Genomic DNA, 14878 nt, shown 5'->3' on the forward strand with positions numbered 1-14878 from the left:
AATCATGCGAGTGACTAGGATAGCAAGCGTCCCAGACGACATTTTTTCGACGCCTTTGCCTGCGTCGCTGCATACTTCCGCCTGACCTGTCGGTCGGGGTGCATTGTCCCGGCGGCACAGTGAAATAGTGCAGGTATGGAATACAGGAAGCTTTTGGGCACCGACCTGACCCTCAGCGCCGTTGGCTTTGGCGTGTGGACGGTGGGAACGACGTGGTGGGGCGTAAAAGACGAAAACGTGGCTATCCGTCTGCTGCGCCGCGCCTTCGAATTGGGCATCACCTTTTTTGACAATGCCGATACCTACGCTTCGGGCCGCGCCGAGGAATTGCAGCGTAAAGCGCTGGGCGACGTGCGCGATCACCTGATGATCGGCACCAAATTCGGCTACGACATCTACAACAACCCCGAACGCCCCGGCCAACAGGAGCGCCCGCACGACTGGACGCCCGCCTACTTGCGAAAGGCGCTGGAAGGCAGCCTGACCCGCCTGGGCACAGACCGCATCGACTATTACCAGTTGCACAACCCACGCCTGGACGCGATTGCCCCCGGCTCCGCGCAGAGTGACGACCTATTTGCCGAACTGGAAGCCCTGAAAGCCGAGGGACTGATTCGGGCGTATGGCACGGCGCTGGGGCCAGCCCTGAACGAGCGCCAGATTGAGGAAGGCATTGCCAGTGTGCGGGAGCGCCGCGCCCCCACGCAGATCATTTACAACCTGCTGGAACAGGTGTTGGGAGAACAAATCCTGCCTGTGGCCGAGGCCGAGGGCGTGGGCGTGATGGCCCGTGTGCCGCATGCATCGGGGCTGCTGGAAGGCTATATGACGCTGGACACGACCTTTGAACCCGGCGACCACCGCAACTGGCGCATGACCACCAACGAGAAGCGCAAGGCGTGGATGGAAGACGGGCTGAAGAAGGTGGAGCAGTTGCAGGCTGAGTTCGTACAGGGCCGCACGATTGGACAACTGGCCCTGCAATTCGCCCTGCGTTCGCCAGCGATGGCGTCGGTGATTCCCAATATTTACGACGAAAAAGGTCTGGAGGAATATGCCGCCGCCCCAAGTGCCACTCCGCTGACCGACGCTGAATATGCAGGCATTCAAGCCCTGTACGCCGCCAACTTTGGCCTGAACACCAACCTGATCGGGGAGGTTGTGCGGTGAGTGGAGATAAGGATATGAGCAGCGAACAACCGAACCAGACTCCAGCGCAGAATGAGGGCACGCCACCTGCACCCACTGGACGCCCGACAGGTGCGCCGGCGGGCGGGGGCCGCCCCAAAATGATGGTTGACCTTGACCCCAGCGGTCAGGTCACCGGGCGCGAGCCTGACCGGGCCAACCGTCAATTCCTGAACTATGCCTTCTTTAAGCTTGACCCGGCTTTTCGCCGCTTGCCACACGCCGAACGCGAGGAACTGAAGGCTGAGTTTTTGGCCGCCGCGCAGGGCTGGACTGAAAGTGCGCCCGCCGAGAAAGGCCTGATTCAGCGCCCGTACTCGCTGGTGGGCGTGCGGGCCGATGTGGATTTCATGCTGTGGCGCATCGCCTTCGATGTGCGCGAGTTTCAGGAAGCGCAGGGCCGCCTGAACCGCACCCGTCTGATGGGCTACCTGACCCAGCCGTACAATTTTGTAAGCATGAACAAGCGCAGCCAGTACGCCAACCGCGTGGACGGCAGCGGGCACGGGCTGGAAATCTTGCCGGGGCAGGGGCAATACCTGTTTATCTACCCGTTCGTGAAAACGCGGGCGTGGTACGACCTGACGCCGCACAGCCGCCAAGGAATGATGGACGAGCATATTCACGCCTCGGTGCCGTTTAAGGGCGTGCGGATCAACACCAGTTACAGCTACGGCATAGACGATCAGGAATTCGTGGTGAGTTTTGATTCCGACCACCCGCAGGAATTTGTGGATTTGGTTCACCGTCTGCGCTACACGCAAGCCAGCCTGTACACCCTGACCGACACGCCCATGTTTACATGCGTGAAAAAGGACTTGGCAGGCGTGCTGGACGATTTGGCGTAAGGCTCACGCACATTAAGCGGGCGTCAGGCGGCATGATTCGCCTCTGACGCCCGCTTGCTGTATGCATTCGCCCTCTATTTGGCGACCTATAAATTCCGTCCAGCACGACAAAATCTACTCCGGCCTGATCGGGTTGACACGCCCTGCATACCGCGCTATATTTCTACTTATCAAGCAAGACCAACGCCGTCCGTGAGGGGCGGATTTTTTGTTTTGGCTCTGTGGTGTTTTGGAAGGTCTGGAATCGTGCAGGATCAAGTGGCCCGTTTCAGTCCCAGAACCCCATAAAGTGCGGCCAGAAGCAAACACAGCGGCGTATAGAGTTGGGCGTCAAACCGGGCAAACTGGGTACCTGACGGCTGACCGGTCAGGCCCACGCTGCGGCCATCGCCTATCGCACGCACCAGAAACACACCAGCAATCAGACGCAGAGGCCAGCGTAATCTGGCTGCACTCTGGGATTGAGAGAGCAGGGCTGTGCCGCTCATGCCTGCCAGACCTGCGGCGACCACCAGCGTTGCGGCGGTTGAGGGCAAGAACATGGGCTTGCCCGTTGTGTCTTGAGGCAATGCAGCACTTAGTCCGGCGCGGCCCCCGGCAGCCCAGTACACATGCAGTGCAGAAATGGCCCCCGTCATCAGGGCAGCCCCCACAGAAGCAAAGCGCATTGAAGCGGGAGCCGGGAGTTTGTCTGACATAGGGTGATCAGACACCTTTTGGCCCAGAAGAATGTCCTGCTCAGGCTGGCAATGCTGGGCGCTCAGGCGGTTTCGCGTCCGGTTTGGCCCAGCAGCAGCAGGCCGTAGCCCAGCGCATAAGCCGTGAGGATCATGCACAGCGATTCTGGAAAGGGCACGGCCAGCGAGAGAAGCGATACGCCAACCAGCCCCACGATCAGCAAGAGAGGCAAGAAAACGAGGGGGCGGCTCAACATGAGGCTAGCCTGAGCGCAGGCCGTGACGCGAGTCTGACGGCCTAGCCATTTGGGTGTATTGGCGTTGGGGGTGCAGCAATCTTGCCCCGGCGTTCGCCCCAGATGAGGCCCAAGCCGTAGCCGACAAACGGGAGAGCGAGGCTCAAAATCCACAGTAGGCCAAGAGAATTAGAAGTGGCAATCCAAACTTCAAAGACCAACACGGCCAGCGCCAAGCCAGCGCAAACGCCCCACCATGCGCTGAGACGGGGTTGCCTGAGATCTTGCAGTTCAAGTTTTGAGGGGAATTTGTGCGTGCTGGAAGGCGTTGAGTGCCGCTCACTCTAGAAGAAGTGCTTGACGACGTACTTCTGGAACAAACGAGAACCGTATGGTTCTCGCCAACACTCCCCAATCCGGCCAGACCTGCGGTTTCCTCACGGCGCCATCCAACTCTTGGAAATGACAGAGAAAAAAGGCCAAGGTGGACAAACACCACCAGCGGAACACGCCCTGTTTGCTGTGTTGGGCAAAGCGTTCAAGTCCGAAACGCCCCTTGATCGTTTTAAAGAACGCCTCAATCCTCCAACGCCCTTTCCCGACCCGTGCCAGATACACGCCGCCGAGATTGACGTTGGACATGACAAAGCGTTGTTCTGGCTCCTTGTTCCGGTAAAGCCACACCCAAGAGACACATGATCTGGTCAAGCCCACAGGGCTTGACCAGACTGCCTCTAACCATGAGATCTTGCACCTGACGGCCATCCTCGAGCTTGCGTGTACAACGGACACCCACCACGATGTCCAAGCCCTGGGCGAGAACGCCTTGAATGAACTCGACGCTCTCAAACCCCCCATCTGCATGGAGACGAGGGCGCCGTCTCCCCGACAGCAGCAGTCGTGCAACGGTGCGGAGCAACTTCAGGGCCAGTTGTGCAGGGGAAGGCGTCCCTTTGCCCCGCCACACCTGAACCGCCCAAGGCAACCGCAGTTGACCGCAACACAGATACAGCACCACCAGATGGACGCCATGAACACTGTTGAAGGTGTGCATCCAGTCGTCCAGGTCAGCGAACTTGCCACTCTTTTCCAAGCTCGTCAAATCGACCAACAGGTCAAGTCGAGGTCGCTGATGAGGCCGAAGTCGCCATTCATCCGGCAACAGTTGCAACGCGTGCTGGCGCATGACCCGGCAGAGCTGCCGGGTCTGCCATGCGGCATGGTTCAAAAACCGGCTGATGGCTGCCGGTGACTTCACGGTGGCCCGTTCTGGGAGGGGGCGACCAGAACCATCCAGCAGCAGATCAAGAAACACCTCAAATGAGGCCCGATGCTGCGCCCTTGAAAAGCACGTGAGGATGTCAGAATACAGGCGTCTGGAGCGCGGTTCTTTTGGGTTCACACCCCACTATGGGGCCAAAAGCACGTTCCAGACATCGTTTTGGAAAAATGCAAGATCTCAGTTGAGCTTGTTGGGTGCGATTGGCTTGCTGACGCAGGAGGACGAGCGGCAGCAACATGAGTCCCACCAAAGCTACAACGGCGAGGACGGGATACAAAACCAGAGCAAAATCAAACGGTTCACCAGCCAGGACGAGTATGTGAAAGATCGTCACGGCAACGATGGAAAAAAGTGGAATCAGCAGCGGCCACAGCCAGGGCACAAGCGGCATCGCAGGGTGCCTGGCCCGTTTTGGCTCCGGCCATACCGCCACGCCCACCACGCCGCCTAAGAGTGCAATAGGCATCAGCGGAAACAGCCAGCCATACAATACGTAGACGGTGTAGGGAATATCCCCCTCTTGAAGGTTTTCGGGCATCGACAGGTAAAAGTTCACGCCAGTTGCCACGATGACGACGCCTAAACCCGCGCCCCACGCCGCGCCCTTATTGCGCTGACTGGCCCAGATGCACAGCGCCGCCAAACTGTAACTGGAAGCAACAACAGAGCCGCCACAACCAGTAAATTCATACCATCTTCACTGCCCAGCATCACGCCCCGCACCACACTCGCCAAGCTACCCGCCAACGGCACACCCAGCATCAGCAGAGGCAGCGCAAACAGCGGAAGGAGTCGGAAATTCAACCTTCATCCAGCGTGGCCAGCCCGTGCCGCAGCGCGTACAGGGCGGCCTGGGTGCGGCTTTCCAGTCCCAGTTTGCCCAGCAGGCGGCTGACATGGGTTTTCACGGTGGCCTCTGCCACGCCCTGATCCTGGGCAATATCGCGGTTGGAGTGGCCGTGCGCGATCAGTTGCAGCACGATCACCTCTTTGGGCGTCAGGTTCTCGCGCATCTCGGGCGAGCGGAAATCGCGTACCAGACGGCGGGCTGCTTCCGGGTGCAGCCTGACTTCCCCGCGTGCGGCGGCGTGAATCGCCTCGGCCAAGGTATCGCTAGAGGCGTCTTTGAGCATGTAGCCCATCGCCCCGGCGTCAATCGCGCCGTTGACCTTGTGTTCCTCCAGCGTGCTGGTCAGAGCAATCACTTCGGTGTCGGGCAGTTGGCGGCGCAGCAGGCGCGTGGCGGTAATGCCGTCCATCACAGGCATCATCAGATCCATGACGACCACATCGGGGCGCAGGCGGGCGGCTTCGGCCAAAGCTTCTTCGCCGTTGGCGGCCTCGCCCACCACATCTATCAGAGGGTCAAGGCCCAAAAACAGGCGCAGGCCCTGGCGCACTACCGCATGATCGTCTACCAGCAGCACGCGCACGCTGCGGGGAGCGGTTTGGCTTGATAGGGGGGCGTCGTCAGGGTGTTGAGGCTGGGTCATGGATTCCTCCGGGGGTCAGAAGTGCTGTTAGAAGTTGAGGTGTCGGGAGTGGGAGTTGGAACAGATAGGGAATCGTCGGGCGTGTCGGCGTCAGTGTAGGCCAGCGTAAAGGCTGTGGCGGGTGCGTCTACGAACACGTCCAGCGCGGGGGGAATGAAAGGTGGCGGCGTCTCTGGAAGAGCAGCTTCAGGAGGCAACGTCTCCCCTGCTAGCTCTCCTGCTTCCGCCGAAGCATCCGGCAAAGCAGGCGCGGGCAGCGGCAGCACCAGCGGGTCACGATCCGTAAAGCGCACGCGCAGGCTGAGGGATTGCGGCACGCGCAACAGCACCCGGCCCGCCCCGGCGCGAATATCGAGGCTGCCGCGAGTGCCGGGGCGCACACTGACCGTCACACTGCCCCGCCCCGCATTCACACTGCTTCGGCCCGATTGCGGCAGAGTCAGGCGCACACTCCCGCCCGACGCACCCACACTCAGCGTTTGCACCCGCGCCGCGCCCAAGTTCAGGGCCAGATTGCCGCCGTCAGCGTTCACGCGCAGGGCTTCGGGGGCGGCTCCCATGGGGGCCAGCACGGTAATGCTCCCGGCAGCACTTACGATAGACAGCGGGCCACTCTGCCGCGCCGGAAGGGTAATGTTCAGCTTGCCGAAGGTGGTGCGGGTGGTCAGGGCACGCACTCTCAGGGCACTGAGGTCGAGGGTCTGGTCACCCGTGACCGTGCGCGTGGTCAGGGTAATCGGCACGCCCCGGCTCAGGCGCAGGTCGAGGCGATGTTGCAGTGGCTCCGGCCCCCCGGTCACGGTCACGCCGCGCTGAAGCGGCTGCACGTTCAGGGTCACGGCGGCGGTCATGGTGGCGCCCTTCAGACCCGCCGCCTCCAGCCTGCCCCCCGTGCGGGTCGTATCTATGCTGACAGGGTTGCGCGTGCGGTGCGTGGCCGTGCCGCCCAGCAAGTCGGCGCTGCCGGGGGCCAGAGCGCCCAGCCGGAGGTCGGTTCGGTCTCCTTCCAGCCGCACTGACGCCGCCGCCAACCCATCTTGCGAAACATTGATGGGCGTGAGGCTGCCGCGTAAGCCGGGGGTAGGCCGCACCGTGACCGTGTTCCAGGCCAGCGTGCCGCCCAATACCGCCAGCCCCAGCCCCAGTGCCATCCGTGCCAGCACGGGCGGAATCGGCTGTCCAGTCTGGTTGGCTGGATGGTGACGGGTCATGACTGCGCCCCGGTCAGCACGGCGGCTACGCGTTCGGACGGGGCAGCCGGCAGGCGCAGAGTAATCGTCGTTCCCGACTCCATTCCTGAAGCTGTTCCAAACTCTGAGGCCTGCACGCTCCGCACGTCCAGCGTGCCGCCCGCGCCCGCTGCCCGCTCGCGCATGCTGCGCTGGCCCAAGGTTCCCCGGCCCTGTGTATCTCGGCCCTGCACCTGCGGGTCGAAGCCGCGCCCATCGTCGCGCACCGTCAGCGTGACCCAGCCGCCCGCCTGCACCACACTCAGCCACACCTGATGGGCGCGGGCGTGCTTGACTACGTTGTGCAGGGCTTCCTGCGCCACGCGGTAGGCGGCGGCCTGGGCGTCAGGCGTCAGGTGGGGTTCGGCGGGCAGGTCGGCAAAGACGGTCAGGCCGTGCCGCGCTTCCATCGCCTGCGCGTGTCCGGTCAGGGCCGCCACCAAGCCGCCTTCTTCCAATGCGTCGGGGCGCAGGCTGAACAGCAGGGCCTTCATCTCCGACACGCCGCCCTCGGCCAAACGGATGGTGTAATCGAGGCTGGCGCGGGCTTTTTCGGTGTCTCGGTCTAGGGTGGCGCGGGCAGTTTTGGCCCCCAGCGTGATGCCATACAGCGCCTGCGCCACGCTGTCGTGCAGTTCGCGGGCCAACCTGGCGCGTTCCTGTTCTCCAGCCCGCGTGCCTGCCCGCTCGATCAGTTGGGCGGCGTGCAGGGCAGTTCCGGCGTGGTCGGCAATAGAGAGCAGGAAGGCCAGTTCATCGGGGCCGGGGCGCGTGCCGGGGGTATAGACGGCCTGCAGCATGCCGCCGTCCAGCACCTCGGCAGAGGGGGGCAGCGACACCGGAAAAGACACCAAAGTGGCCCCGCCTGCCGTATAGCGCACGTCGGCCTCTCCTTGCGGTACGGGGGCGGGCTGATCAGGCCGGGCTGACCCAGACTCCTGAAACCATTCTGCGGGGGCCGTGCCGCTGGACGCCCGAGAAGTGCCGTCAGGGGCCAAGAGCGCCACCGCCTGTGCGGTACTTGCCAGCCGTGCCTGCACTGCGAGATCAGCCAAAGTCGCGTCCAGATCGTCACCCAGTGCTACCCGGCCCGCTGCCCGCCGCAGCGCCATCACTTCTCGCCTCGCCGCCTCGTAGCCCATATCTCCGCCCAGGAGGGCCAAGGTCAGGCGCGTCCACATCCGGCCCATCAGGTTGAGGACGCCGCCCAGCACCAGCAGACTGCCGAGGCCCAGCAACAACAGTCCGGCCACCACAGGCAACCCCGGCGTCACGGTGGAATCTTGCCAGACCAGCGGGAACAACGGCGGGTGCAGCCACCACAGCGGCGAGGCCAGTGCGCCCAGCGCCAGCCCCAGCAATGTAGCCAGTACCACCCAGCACAGTGCCGCCAGCGGAAACTGCACCACATGAAACAGCAGCGCCCGGTAGGTGGCCGGGTCGGACAGGGTGGCCCGCACCCAGGGCCAGACGCCCGTGTAGGCCGGAGCTGGCCCCGCCCGCACGAACGACACGCCCAGCAGTCCGGCCATCACGCGCTGCACGTCGGCCAGGCCGCCCACCAACCAGAGTGCGCCCAGCAGCAAAGCCGCGCCGATCACCAGGGCCAGCGTCAGCACGCCGCCCACCACACCTACAAGCAGCAGCCCCAACACCAGGCCGCCCGCCGGAAGCGCCAGCAACACATACAGCGCCACCCGGAAGGCGTAGGGATCGAGCACATCGGCAAACAGCCTGTGCCACACGCCCCGCCGGGGAGCGGGAGCAGGGGGAAGGGGGGGCGGGGCGGTCATGGCCCTCATCATGCACGCAGGCTAGGGCGGGTGGGTAGGCGCGGGCTTCCGCCGAAAGGGGGAAGGGGGGGGAGCGGTCTAAGGTGTTGGGGCGGGGACGGTTCTGGGTGGCCGCCTCATCCACGAAGGGCGAGTGCCTAAGCTCTCAGCAGTATTTCTTAGACCCTTTGACCCTAGACCCTTAGACCTAGCACCCAAAAACTCAGTTGTACACCTCACCCCACGATGTCCCGCAGCCGCACCGCGTCCGTTACGCGCACGGTTCGGCGTTCCAGGGTAATCAGACCCAAGCGGTAGAACTCGCCCAACTTGCGGCTGACCACTTCGGGGACGCTGCCTAGTTCGGCGGCGAGGGTACTGTTGGTGGGGAGTGGAAAGCCGCCCGCTTGAGCATGTTCAAGCAAATACGCGGCCAAGCGTACTCCCAGTTCGGTCAGCACCAGCCGCTGCATTCGCGTCATCAATTCGGCCTCCCGGCGGGCCAAATGCGCCACCAATGCCCGCGAAAGGTGAGGGGAAGCAAACACGCTTTGCCGGACTTGGAGGGCGGGCAAAGCCAGCACCCGCGCCGGCGTCAGCGTAGTCAGGGTTGCTGCGTGCGGTGCAGAGTTCAGAAACACTTCGCTCCCGCCCGCGACCTGCCGCGCTCCGGCCACGAACAGGGTCAGTTCCCGGCCCCCTGCCGCAAGGCTGGACGCATGAACCGTACCCGATTCCACGATGAACAGGCTATCGGCAGCGTCACCCTGCCGCGCCAGTACTATTCCCGCCGCCACGTCCAGCACGCGGGCCACCCTCACCAACGGCCCCAGCGCCTCTGCCGACGCCTCTGCAAACAGTGGGGTCTGGTGCAGCAGGGACGGAATATCCATGCCCGGATACTGGCATGCTGGGAATTTCAGAGCAAAAAGTGGGCGCGGTTACGGGCAATAAATCTGTACTGGTCGGCGGGTACATCCACATCTTCGAAAATAGCGCTGACGGGGCAGGCGGCCACGCAAGCGCCGCAAATAATGCATTCTTCAGGATGAATAACGAACTGATCCCCGGCGTCATAGATGCATTCCATGGGGCAAACTTCGGTGCAGGCCGCGTCTTTGACACCTATGCAGGGGCTAGTACAGCGTTCAATTAATACGAATGGTTTCATAGTGGCGTCCGAGGGTTCGTCGGGCGGCCTGAGTCGAGAACTGCCAGTTGAGTGTGATGGCCGCGCGTGAACGCGCGGCCACCCAGGCCTCGACTTCGGAACGAAGTCGTTCCAGCGAAGGAATCCGCCGATGTCAACACTGCCGCTGAAGAGCGCTGAATTCCAACTCCGCCATGTTTAACCAAGAGGCGTGTTTCGGCGTGTAGATCCACTCGAATCGGCCCACCAACCGGTGGGCCTGTTCTGGGGACATCCACTTGTAGAAGCTGCCCCCATGATGGGTATTGAGGTTGTCCTGCACCAGGGTGATCTGTACCGCTGCTGGGTAGGCCCGTTCCAGCTCCTCCATGAATGCCGTGTATTCCTCGGCCGTTCGTCGGGCACACGTTCACAAACCGACGACCAGTCTGGGGTTCAACCGCGAGCAGCACCGCGCCACTTCCAAATCGCTCGTATTCATAGTCTTGCTTGGCGACTCGTCCCGGTTCCATCGGAACCGGGGCCATCACGTCGCCGATCAGGAAACAAGGCTGCTCATCGAAGCACAACACGGGGAAGCGTTCATCATAGGGCCGGGCATACACGTCCAGGACACGCTCCATCTCACACAGGAACTTTGCCGTCAGTTGCGCGATGCACCACTGCCTTTGCGGTGCGGCTGGAGCGCGTTTTTTCAGGATGTAGAACACCGTGGACGGCACAATGCCGTCTACCACGTTCAATTCCACGGCTTTTTCGGCGAGCAGGCGAACGCTCCACTGGGCATGGCCTGTGGGAGCCTCACGGCACGCCAGTGCCGTGATCGCCGCCCGATCCTGGCCAGTGAATTTCGCGGGTCGACCCGTATGTGGGGCCTCATAGAGCGCCGCGTCCAGCCCTCCGAGCACGAAGTGTTTTCGGATCGACTGCGCCATCTGCACACTGATCCCCAGGGCTTCCTTGATCGCGAGATCACCCATCTGCCGATGGGCCATCAGCAAGATCTGAGCGCGGGTCATGACCCGCGCCTTGTGGGTCCCTTTCGTTGTGATGGCTTTGAGAGTCTGTTCCTGCTCAGGGCTCAATTCCACTTTGTACAGCAGAGGGCGAGGCATAACTAACTCTACTAAATTGCAAAACGCTGTACTAGTAATGACGAATGTCGCGCTAGAGGTCATGTCCCGTAGCTTGCCGGGTCTACGCTGTCCATGCCATGACCCAAGTCAAGGACAACCAAAACGCAAACCCCACCAACATAAAAAACGCCGCCCCCAACTTGGAAGGCGGCGCTTAAATTTAAGTCTCCTAGCTAGGAATACGGAGTTTCTGGCCCACTTTGATCAGGTCAGGGTTGCTGATGTTGTTGTAGTGGGCAATCTTTTTGTACTCGGCGGCGTTGCCGTAGTACTTTTGAGCAATCGCGCCCAAAGTATCGCCGTTCTGCACGGTGTACACGGTGTCACCGCTGTCCTCATCTTTCTCTTTGGTCAGTTCTTTGGCTCCGGCGGCGACCTTCAGGCCGCTCACGTCTACGGAAGCCACGCCCTGTACGGCGCGGGCCAATTGCTCGGCCAAGCGCTGTTCGTGGTCGTTGTCCACGACGCCGCGCAAAATGATGCTCTTGCCACTCTGCAACACGTCAATCGGGTCGTCTTTCAGTTCGCCGTTGTTCTTCAGGGCGCTGTGCACGGCCTTAGCAATCTTGCTGTTGTCCTCGGCTTCCTTCAGTTCAGCCTCGATGCTGGGGCTGGCGGCCTTTTTGGGCGCTGGAGTGCCGATGTTGGGAGCAGAGATGTTGGGGGTGGGTGCGCCGGGAGCGGGCTGGGCTGGGGCGCTGGCGGCAACGGGGGTCGTCTCCTCGGCGACCAGACCGCTCACGTCCACGCTCTTGACGCCGTTGATGCCTTCAGCGACGACGCTGACCAATCTGCCGTATCGGTCATTGGGAACCATGCCGCTGACCGTCACGTTGCCGCGGTTTTCAGTGACCTGAAGGCCCAAGTCTTTCAGCTGGGGCTGGGCGTTGAGGGCGTCTTTCACTCGGTCGGCGGTGCTCTTTCCAAAGGGCCACATAAGAGGCAGCGTACAACGGAACACCCACACTGTGAAATACCCCACGATTGGTAAAGGGAAGCTCAGCGGTGTCTCTCACGCAAGCTAGGAAATATACCCTGGTACACCAAAAATTATGAGACTGGGTAGTCAGGGAAGCACAGGTAATGGGGGGAGGGTAGCTGATTCTATCCAAAGCCTCAAGGCCGCCTCACCTTCCGGCCCGGTTTGGGTGCGGGCCAGTGTCACAAGGTCGGCAGTTCTGACCGTGCCGCCGCTATAGCGGGCCGCGTAAGTCTGCAAAAAAGTACGGAATTTGTCGTCCCCCACAGCCACGCGCAGGGCGTGAAGGCCCAGGGCACCCCGGCGGTAGGCGCTGGTATCGAACAACTGTTCGGCGCGGCGGGCCGCCAACGGGCGGGTGCCAGTGCGGTTCAGCGTCGTCCACCAGCGGGCGGCCATCTCCTGACCGTTTTCGCCCTGTGCCTCGGCCCACAGCAGCTCGGCGTAGGTGGCAAAGCCTTCATTCAGCCACACGTCAGACCAGTCCGCGGGGCTGATGTCGTTGCCGAACCACTGGTGTGCCAGTTCGTGCAGGGCCACCGGTTCGCGGCTAGAGGACACGGGCATGGTGGACAGCGTGGCCGTTTCCAGAGCGGGCAACGGGGGCGTGACCACCGCCACCCCGTAAGCGCTGAAGGGGTATGGCCCGAACCAGCCCGATAGAACGGTCATCATTTCGGCAGTTCGGGCGTAGGCCTCGCGGGTAGGCTGCGCGGTGCCAATGGGGAAATAATCGCGGCGCTGAACAGGTGAGCCGTTCACACCCACAGGCACGGCGGGCGAATCCACACGCTCGAACTTGTTGACGTGGATGGCAAGGGCATAGGTGGGAACCGGCTGGGCCTGCGAAAACACGAAGGTTTGGGGGCCGCCCGTTGCTCCCGTTTGGGCAATCTGCACGCCGCTGGCCGCCCCGGTAAAGCCTGCCGGAACCGTGATGCGTGTCAGGAAGGTGGCCTTATCGGAAGGATGATCGTTGCTGGGCAAAAAGGTGCGCGTGCCGTTGGGTTCGCTGAGCGTGAAGTTGGCCCCGGCTGTCTCTGCCGTGCTGGGCACACTTTGCCAGCCCAGATTCACCGGAAAATTAAAATCGGGGTCACGGACGATGCCGGGCGTGCCCGCATACCTGACCGTGAGGTTGCCCCGCACTCCCGGCAGCAGCGGGGCGGGCAGAGACACCAGCAGCTTTTGTGCGGCGCTGTCGGTTCGGAAGGGTACGGCACGGCCATTCCAGCGAACCGACGACACGGTGGGGCCGACAAAATCCAGCCGAATCTGCGGCAGCGGGCGCGTGGCTGTCAGCAGCAGCGTCACTTCTGCCTGTATCTGCGGCGTGCCGGGCCGGGCCACCGTCAGGGCAAGGTCGTAATTCAGCACGTCCAGCCCCGCCTGCCCCAACGCCGGGAAGATGGAATCGCCAATATTCTGCGTGTTGGGCAGCGATTGAAGCGGCGGGGCGGGCGGCAGGGCCGGAACCACCTGTGTCTCTCCCCTGCCGCCGCACAGCAGTAGGCTGACCAAAACCAGTCCCCCTGCCCTTGGTTTTTGCATACTCAGATGGAGTAATAGCTGCGGATTTTGCCGCGCAAAAAGTCCTGGGTGGGCAGCCAGATCAGCGGATTGCGCTCCTCCACTTCGGGCGGCGGGCCGTAACGCACCAACGCTTCGACCATCTCGAAAGGCACCCATTTGACGCCTACCACTTCGGGGTCGGTGGGGTCAAGTTCGCCGTGAAACTCGGCGGTAAAGCGGGCAAACGTGGCGTAACACTCGTTGCGTGTGCCCGTCAGCAGTTCGCCTTCCAGCAGGCTGACAAACATCAGATCGGTGACCGTGAGGCCCGTTTCGACCAGCACTTGGCGCACGGCAGCGGCGGCCAACGTCTCGCCCGCCTGCGCTTTGCCGCCGGGAAGGCCGTAAAAAATGCTGCCGTCGTCCATCCGTTCTTCGACCAGCAGCAATTGGCCTTCACGCACCAAATAGACGTGCGCGGCGCGCTTGATGGGCAGGGTGCGCGAGAGGTGACTCATTGCCGCGCAGTCTAGAGCATCGGCGTGTGGGCGGGGCGTCTAAGGGTGCTGCGTCTAAGAGTCTAGGGTCTAAGGTGCTGGGGCGGGGATGTTTTCGGGTGGCTTCCTCCGCCTCTTATTCCCCTCGCAGCAGCTTCAGCACCTCATCCGGCAGGCGTGCTGGGCGGTAGGTCTTGTCGGTGGCGATGTGCTGGGTTTCTCCAGTGGCGATCAGGTCTGCTGCGCCGTCCAAGTTTGCGCGGTGCAGTTCGTAGGTAAATTTCAGGGTGCGGCTCCTGATTTCCGAGACGCGGGTGGTCAGGGTCAGGCGGTCATCGTAGCGGGCGGCGCGGCGGTACTGCACGTTCAGGCCGCTCAGCATCAGGTAGTAGCCGCGTGCCTCGACCTCGGCATACGGCAAGCCCAGCGCGTGCATCAGGTCGGTGCGGCCTACCTCGAACCAGATGGGGTAATTGGCATGATGGGCCACTGCCATCGCATCGGTTTCGGCGTACCGCACGCGAATTTCAGTTTGGATACTGGTGCTGGAAATGGATTCGGTCATTCCATTCCCCATCAAAGCGGCACATCTGCCGCCGAATGGAATTCCAGTACAGGCGTGCGCCTCAGCTTCACCTGCGCCGTCACTTCCCGCTGAAGGTGGCCGCGTGCGTGGTTCAGGGCGTCCAGCAGGGCATTCATATCGGCGTTCATAGAACTGACGTAAATCCGGGCGATGCCGTAGTCGGAGGTAACGGCCACGCGTTCCACGGTGACGATCATGGGCACACGGGGGTCACGCAGTTGGGCAATGGCGTCGCTGAGCACCCGCAACAGTTGGGACTGGACTTGTTCGGGCCTCATGGCTGCACCGGGCGG

The 14878-nt window shown here is 62.3% G+C and carries 19 protein-coding genes and 1 pseudogene; 2 read left to right on the plus strand and 18 right to left on the minus strand.

Going from position 1 to position 14878, the window contains the following annotated elements; all coding sequences use genetic code 11:
• Window positions 1–135: 135 nt before the first annotated feature.
• Together M1R55_RS03020 and M1R55_RS03025 are read left to right on the plus strand one after the other, a co-directional pair.
• Window positions 136–1170 (plus strand): aldo/keto reductase, encoded by a 1035-nt coding sequence (locus M1R55_RS03020; protein WP_249393267.1) that lies wholly within the window; start codon window positions 136–138, stop codon window positions 1168–1170.
• Between the two features lie 119 nt (window positions 1171–1289).
• Window positions 1290–2036, plus strand: a complete 747-nt coding sequence (locus M1R55_RS03025) for a chlorite dismutase family protein (protein ID WP_249394111.1) — start codon at window positions 1290–1292, stop codon at window positions 2034–2036.
• Between the two features lie 254 nt (window positions 2037–2290).
• On the opposite strand, the gene M1R55_RS03030 is transcribed toward M1R55_RS03025, so the two are convergent.
• From M1R55_RS03030 to rbfA, 18 genes and pseudogenes are all read right to left on the minus strand, one after another.
• Window positions 2291–2734 carry a DUF3995 domain-containing protein gene (locus M1R55_RS03030; RefSeq protein ID WP_249393268.1) on the minus strand — a complete coding sequence of 148 codons (444 nt, stop codon included), beginning with the start codon at window positions 2732–2734 and terminating at the stop codon, window positions 2291–2293.
• A 62-nt stretch (window positions 2735–2796) separates the two neighbouring features.
• Window positions 2797–2970 carry a hypothetical protein gene (locus tag M1R55_RS03035; protein WP_249393269.1) on the minus strand — a complete coding sequence of 58 codons (174 nt, stop codon included), beginning with the start codon at window positions 2968–2970 and terminating at the stop codon, window positions 2797–2799.
• A 318-nt stretch (window positions 2971–3288) separates the two neighbouring features.
• The gene (locus M1R55_RS03040; RefSeq protein ID WP_249393270.1) at window positions 3289–3591 is read right to left on the minus strand and encodes a transposase; all 303 of its coding nucleotides are present in this window, start codon (window positions 3589–3591) and stop codon (window positions 3289–3291) included.
• Complete coding sequence (locus M1R55_RS32030) at window positions 3527–4351, minus strand: transposase (protein ID WP_371827146.1); 825 nt, start codon at window positions 4349–4351, stop codon at window positions 3527–3529. The genes M1R55_RS03040 and M1R55_RS32030 overlap by 65 nt, the downstream gene beginning before the upstream one ends.
• Window positions 4311–4799 (minus strand): hypothetical protein, encoded by a 489-nt coding sequence (locus tag M1R55_RS03050; RefSeq protein WP_249393272.1) that lies wholly within the window; start codon window positions 4797–4799, stop codon window positions 4311–4313. Before M1R55_RS03050 ends, M1R55_RS32030 begins: the two co-directional genes overlap by 41 nt.
• 11 nt (window positions 4800–4810) lie before the next feature.
• Entirely contained in the window at window positions 4811–5035 is a 225-nt protein-coding gene (locus M1R55_RS03055; RefSeq protein ID WP_249393273.1) for a hypothetical protein, read from the minus strand.
• Window positions 5032–5724 carry a response regulator transcription factor gene (locus tag M1R55_RS03060; RefSeq protein WP_249393274.1) on the minus strand — a complete coding sequence of 231 codons (693 nt, stop codon included), beginning with the start codon at window positions 5722–5724 and terminating at the stop codon, window positions 5032–5034. Before M1R55_RS03060 ends, M1R55_RS03055 begins: the two co-directional genes overlap by 4 nt.
• Window positions 5721–6935: a hypothetical protein gene (locus M1R55_RS03065; protein WP_249393275.1), complete on the minus strand. Its 1215-nt coding sequence runs from the start codon at window positions 6933–6935 to the stop codon at window positions 5721–5723. The genes M1R55_RS03060 and M1R55_RS03065 overlap by 4 nt, the downstream gene beginning before the upstream one ends.
• The gene (locus tag M1R55_RS03070; RefSeq protein WP_249393276.1) at window positions 6932–8746 is read right to left on the minus strand and encodes a sensor histidine kinase; all 1815 of its coding nucleotides are present in this window, start codon (window positions 8744–8746) and stop codon (window positions 6932–6934) included. Before M1R55_RS03070 ends, M1R55_RS03065 begins: the two co-directional genes overlap by 4 nt.
• Before the next feature lie 215 nt (window positions 8747–8961).
• A complete protein-coding gene (locus M1R55_RS03075; RefSeq protein ID WP_249393277.1) occupies window positions 8962–9618 on the minus strand; it encodes a Crp/Fnr family transcriptional regulator in 657 nt (218 codons plus the stop codon).
• A gap of 26 nt (window positions 9619–9644) precedes the next feature.
• Window positions 9645–9896 (minus strand): ferredoxin family protein, encoded by a 252-nt coding sequence (locus M1R55_RS03080; protein ID WP_249393278.1) that lies wholly within the window; start codon window positions 9894–9896, stop codon window positions 9645–9647.
• 133 nt (window positions 9897–10029) lie between these two features.
• Window positions 10030–10245, minus strand: coding sequence for a transposase (locus M1R55_RS32035; protein WP_249394874.1), 216 nt, complete (start codon window positions 10243–10245; stop codon window positions 10030–10032).
• 397 nt (window positions 10246–10642) lie between these two features.
• Window positions 10643–11053 (minus strand): annotated as a pseudogene (locus M1R55_RS32040) (transposase); the annotation flags it as partial.
• A 127-nt stretch (window positions 11054–11180) separates the two neighbouring features.
• Complete coding sequence (locus M1R55_RS03090; RefSeq protein WP_249393280.1) at window positions 11181–11948, minus strand: BON domain-containing protein; 768 nt, start codon at window positions 11946–11948, stop codon at window positions 11181–11183.
• A gap of 129 nt (window positions 11949–12077) precedes the next feature.
• Window positions 12078–13511 carry a M1 family metallopeptidase gene (locus tag M1R55_RS03095; RefSeq protein ID WP_249393281.1) on the minus strand — a complete coding sequence of 478 codons (1434 nt, stop codon included), beginning with the start codon at window positions 13509–13511 and terminating at the stop codon, window positions 12078–12080.
• Window positions 13512–13543: 32 nt separating this feature from the next.
• Window positions 13544–14020 carry an NUDIX hydrolase gene (locus M1R55_RS03100; protein ID WP_019010786.1) on the minus strand — a complete coding sequence of 159 codons (477 nt, stop codon included), beginning with the start codon at window positions 14018–14020 and terminating at the stop codon, window positions 13544–13546.
• 115 nt (window positions 14021–14135) lie between these two features.
• Entirely contained in the window at window positions 14136–14564 is a 429-nt protein-coding gene (locus tag M1R55_RS03105; protein WP_249393282.1) for a thioesterase family protein, read from the minus strand.
• An 11-nt stretch (window positions 14565–14575) separates the two neighbouring features.
• On the minus strand, window positions 14576–14863 hold the full coding sequence (gene rbfA, locus M1R55_RS03110; RefSeq protein WP_249393283.1) for a 30S ribosome-binding factor RbfA: 288 nt from the start codon (window positions 14861–14863) through the stop codon (window positions 14576–14578).
• Between the last annotated feature and the right edge of the window lie 15 nt (window positions 14864–14878).

Source organism: Deinococcus sp. QL22, assembly GCF_023370075.1.
Lineage (GTDB): Bacteria > Deinococcota > Deinococci > Deinococcales > Deinococcaceae > Deinococcus.

What these genes read in the sequence shown, in the direction of transcription:
- M1R55_RS03020 (WP_249393267.1), top strand. Translation starts at nt 136, where the DNA reads ATGGAATACAGGAAGCTTTTGGGCACCGACCTGACCCTCAGCGCCGTT.
- M1R55_RS03025 (WP_249394111.1), top strand. Translation starts at nt 1,290, where the DNA reads ATGATGGTTGACCTTGACCCCAGCGGTCAGGTCACCGGGCGCGAGCCT.
- M1R55_RS03030 (WP_249393268.1), bottom strand. Translation starts at nt 2,734, where the DNA reads ATGTCAGACAAACTCCCGGCTCCCGCTTCAATGCGCTTTGCTTCTGTG.
- M1R55_RS03035 (WP_249393269.1), bottom strand. Translation starts at nt 2,970, where the DNA reads ATGTTGAGCCGCCCCCTCGTTTTCTTGCCTCTCTTGCTGATCGTGGGG.
- M1R55_RS03040 (WP_249393270.1), bottom strand. Translation starts at nt 3,591, where the DNA reads ATGTCCAACGTCAATCTCGGCGGCGTGTATCTGGCACGGGTCGGGAAA.
- M1R55_RS03060 (WP_249393274.1), bottom strand. Translation starts at nt 5,724, where the DNA reads ATGACCCAGCCTCAACACCCTGACGACGCCCCCCTATCAAGCCAAACC.
- M1R55_RS03065 (WP_249393275.1), bottom strand. Translation starts at nt 6,935, where the DNA reads ATGACCCGTCACCATCCAGCCAACCAGACTGGACAGCCGATTCCGCCC.
- M1R55_RS03070 (WP_249393276.1), bottom strand. Translation starts at nt 8,746, where the DNA reads ATGACCGCCCCGCCCCCCCTTCCCCCTGCTCCCGCTCCCCGGCGGGGC.
- M1R55_RS03075 (WP_249393277.1), bottom strand. Translation starts at nt 9,618, where the DNA reads ATGGATATTCCGTCCCTGCTGCACCAGACCCCACTGTTTGCAGAGGCG.
- M1R55_RS03080 (WP_249393278.1), bottom strand. Translation starts at nt 9,896, where the DNA reads ATGAAACCATTCGTATTAATTGAACGCTGTACTAGCCCCTGCATAGGT.
- M1R55_RS32035 (WP_249394874.1), bottom strand. Translation starts at nt 10,245, where the DNA reads ATGGAGGAGCTGGAACGGGCCTACCCAGCAGCGGTACAGATCACCCTG.
- M1R55_RS03090 (WP_249393280.1), bottom strand. Translation starts at nt 11,948, where the DNA reads ATGTGGCCCTTTGGAAAGAGCACCGCCGACCGAGTGAAAGACGCCCTC.
- M1R55_RS03100 (WP_019010786.1), bottom strand. Translation starts at nt 14,020, where the DNA reads ATGAGTCACCTCTCGCGCACCCTGCCCATCAAGCGCGCCGCGCACGTC.
- M1R55_RS03105 (WP_249393282.1), bottom strand. Translation starts at nt 14,564, where the DNA reads ATGACCGAATCCATTTCCAGCACCAGTATCCAAACTGAAATTCGCGTG.
- rbfA (WP_249393283.1), bottom strand. Translation starts at nt 14,863, where the DNA reads ATGAGGCCCGAACAAGTCCAGTCCCAACTGTTGCGGGTGCTCAGCGAC.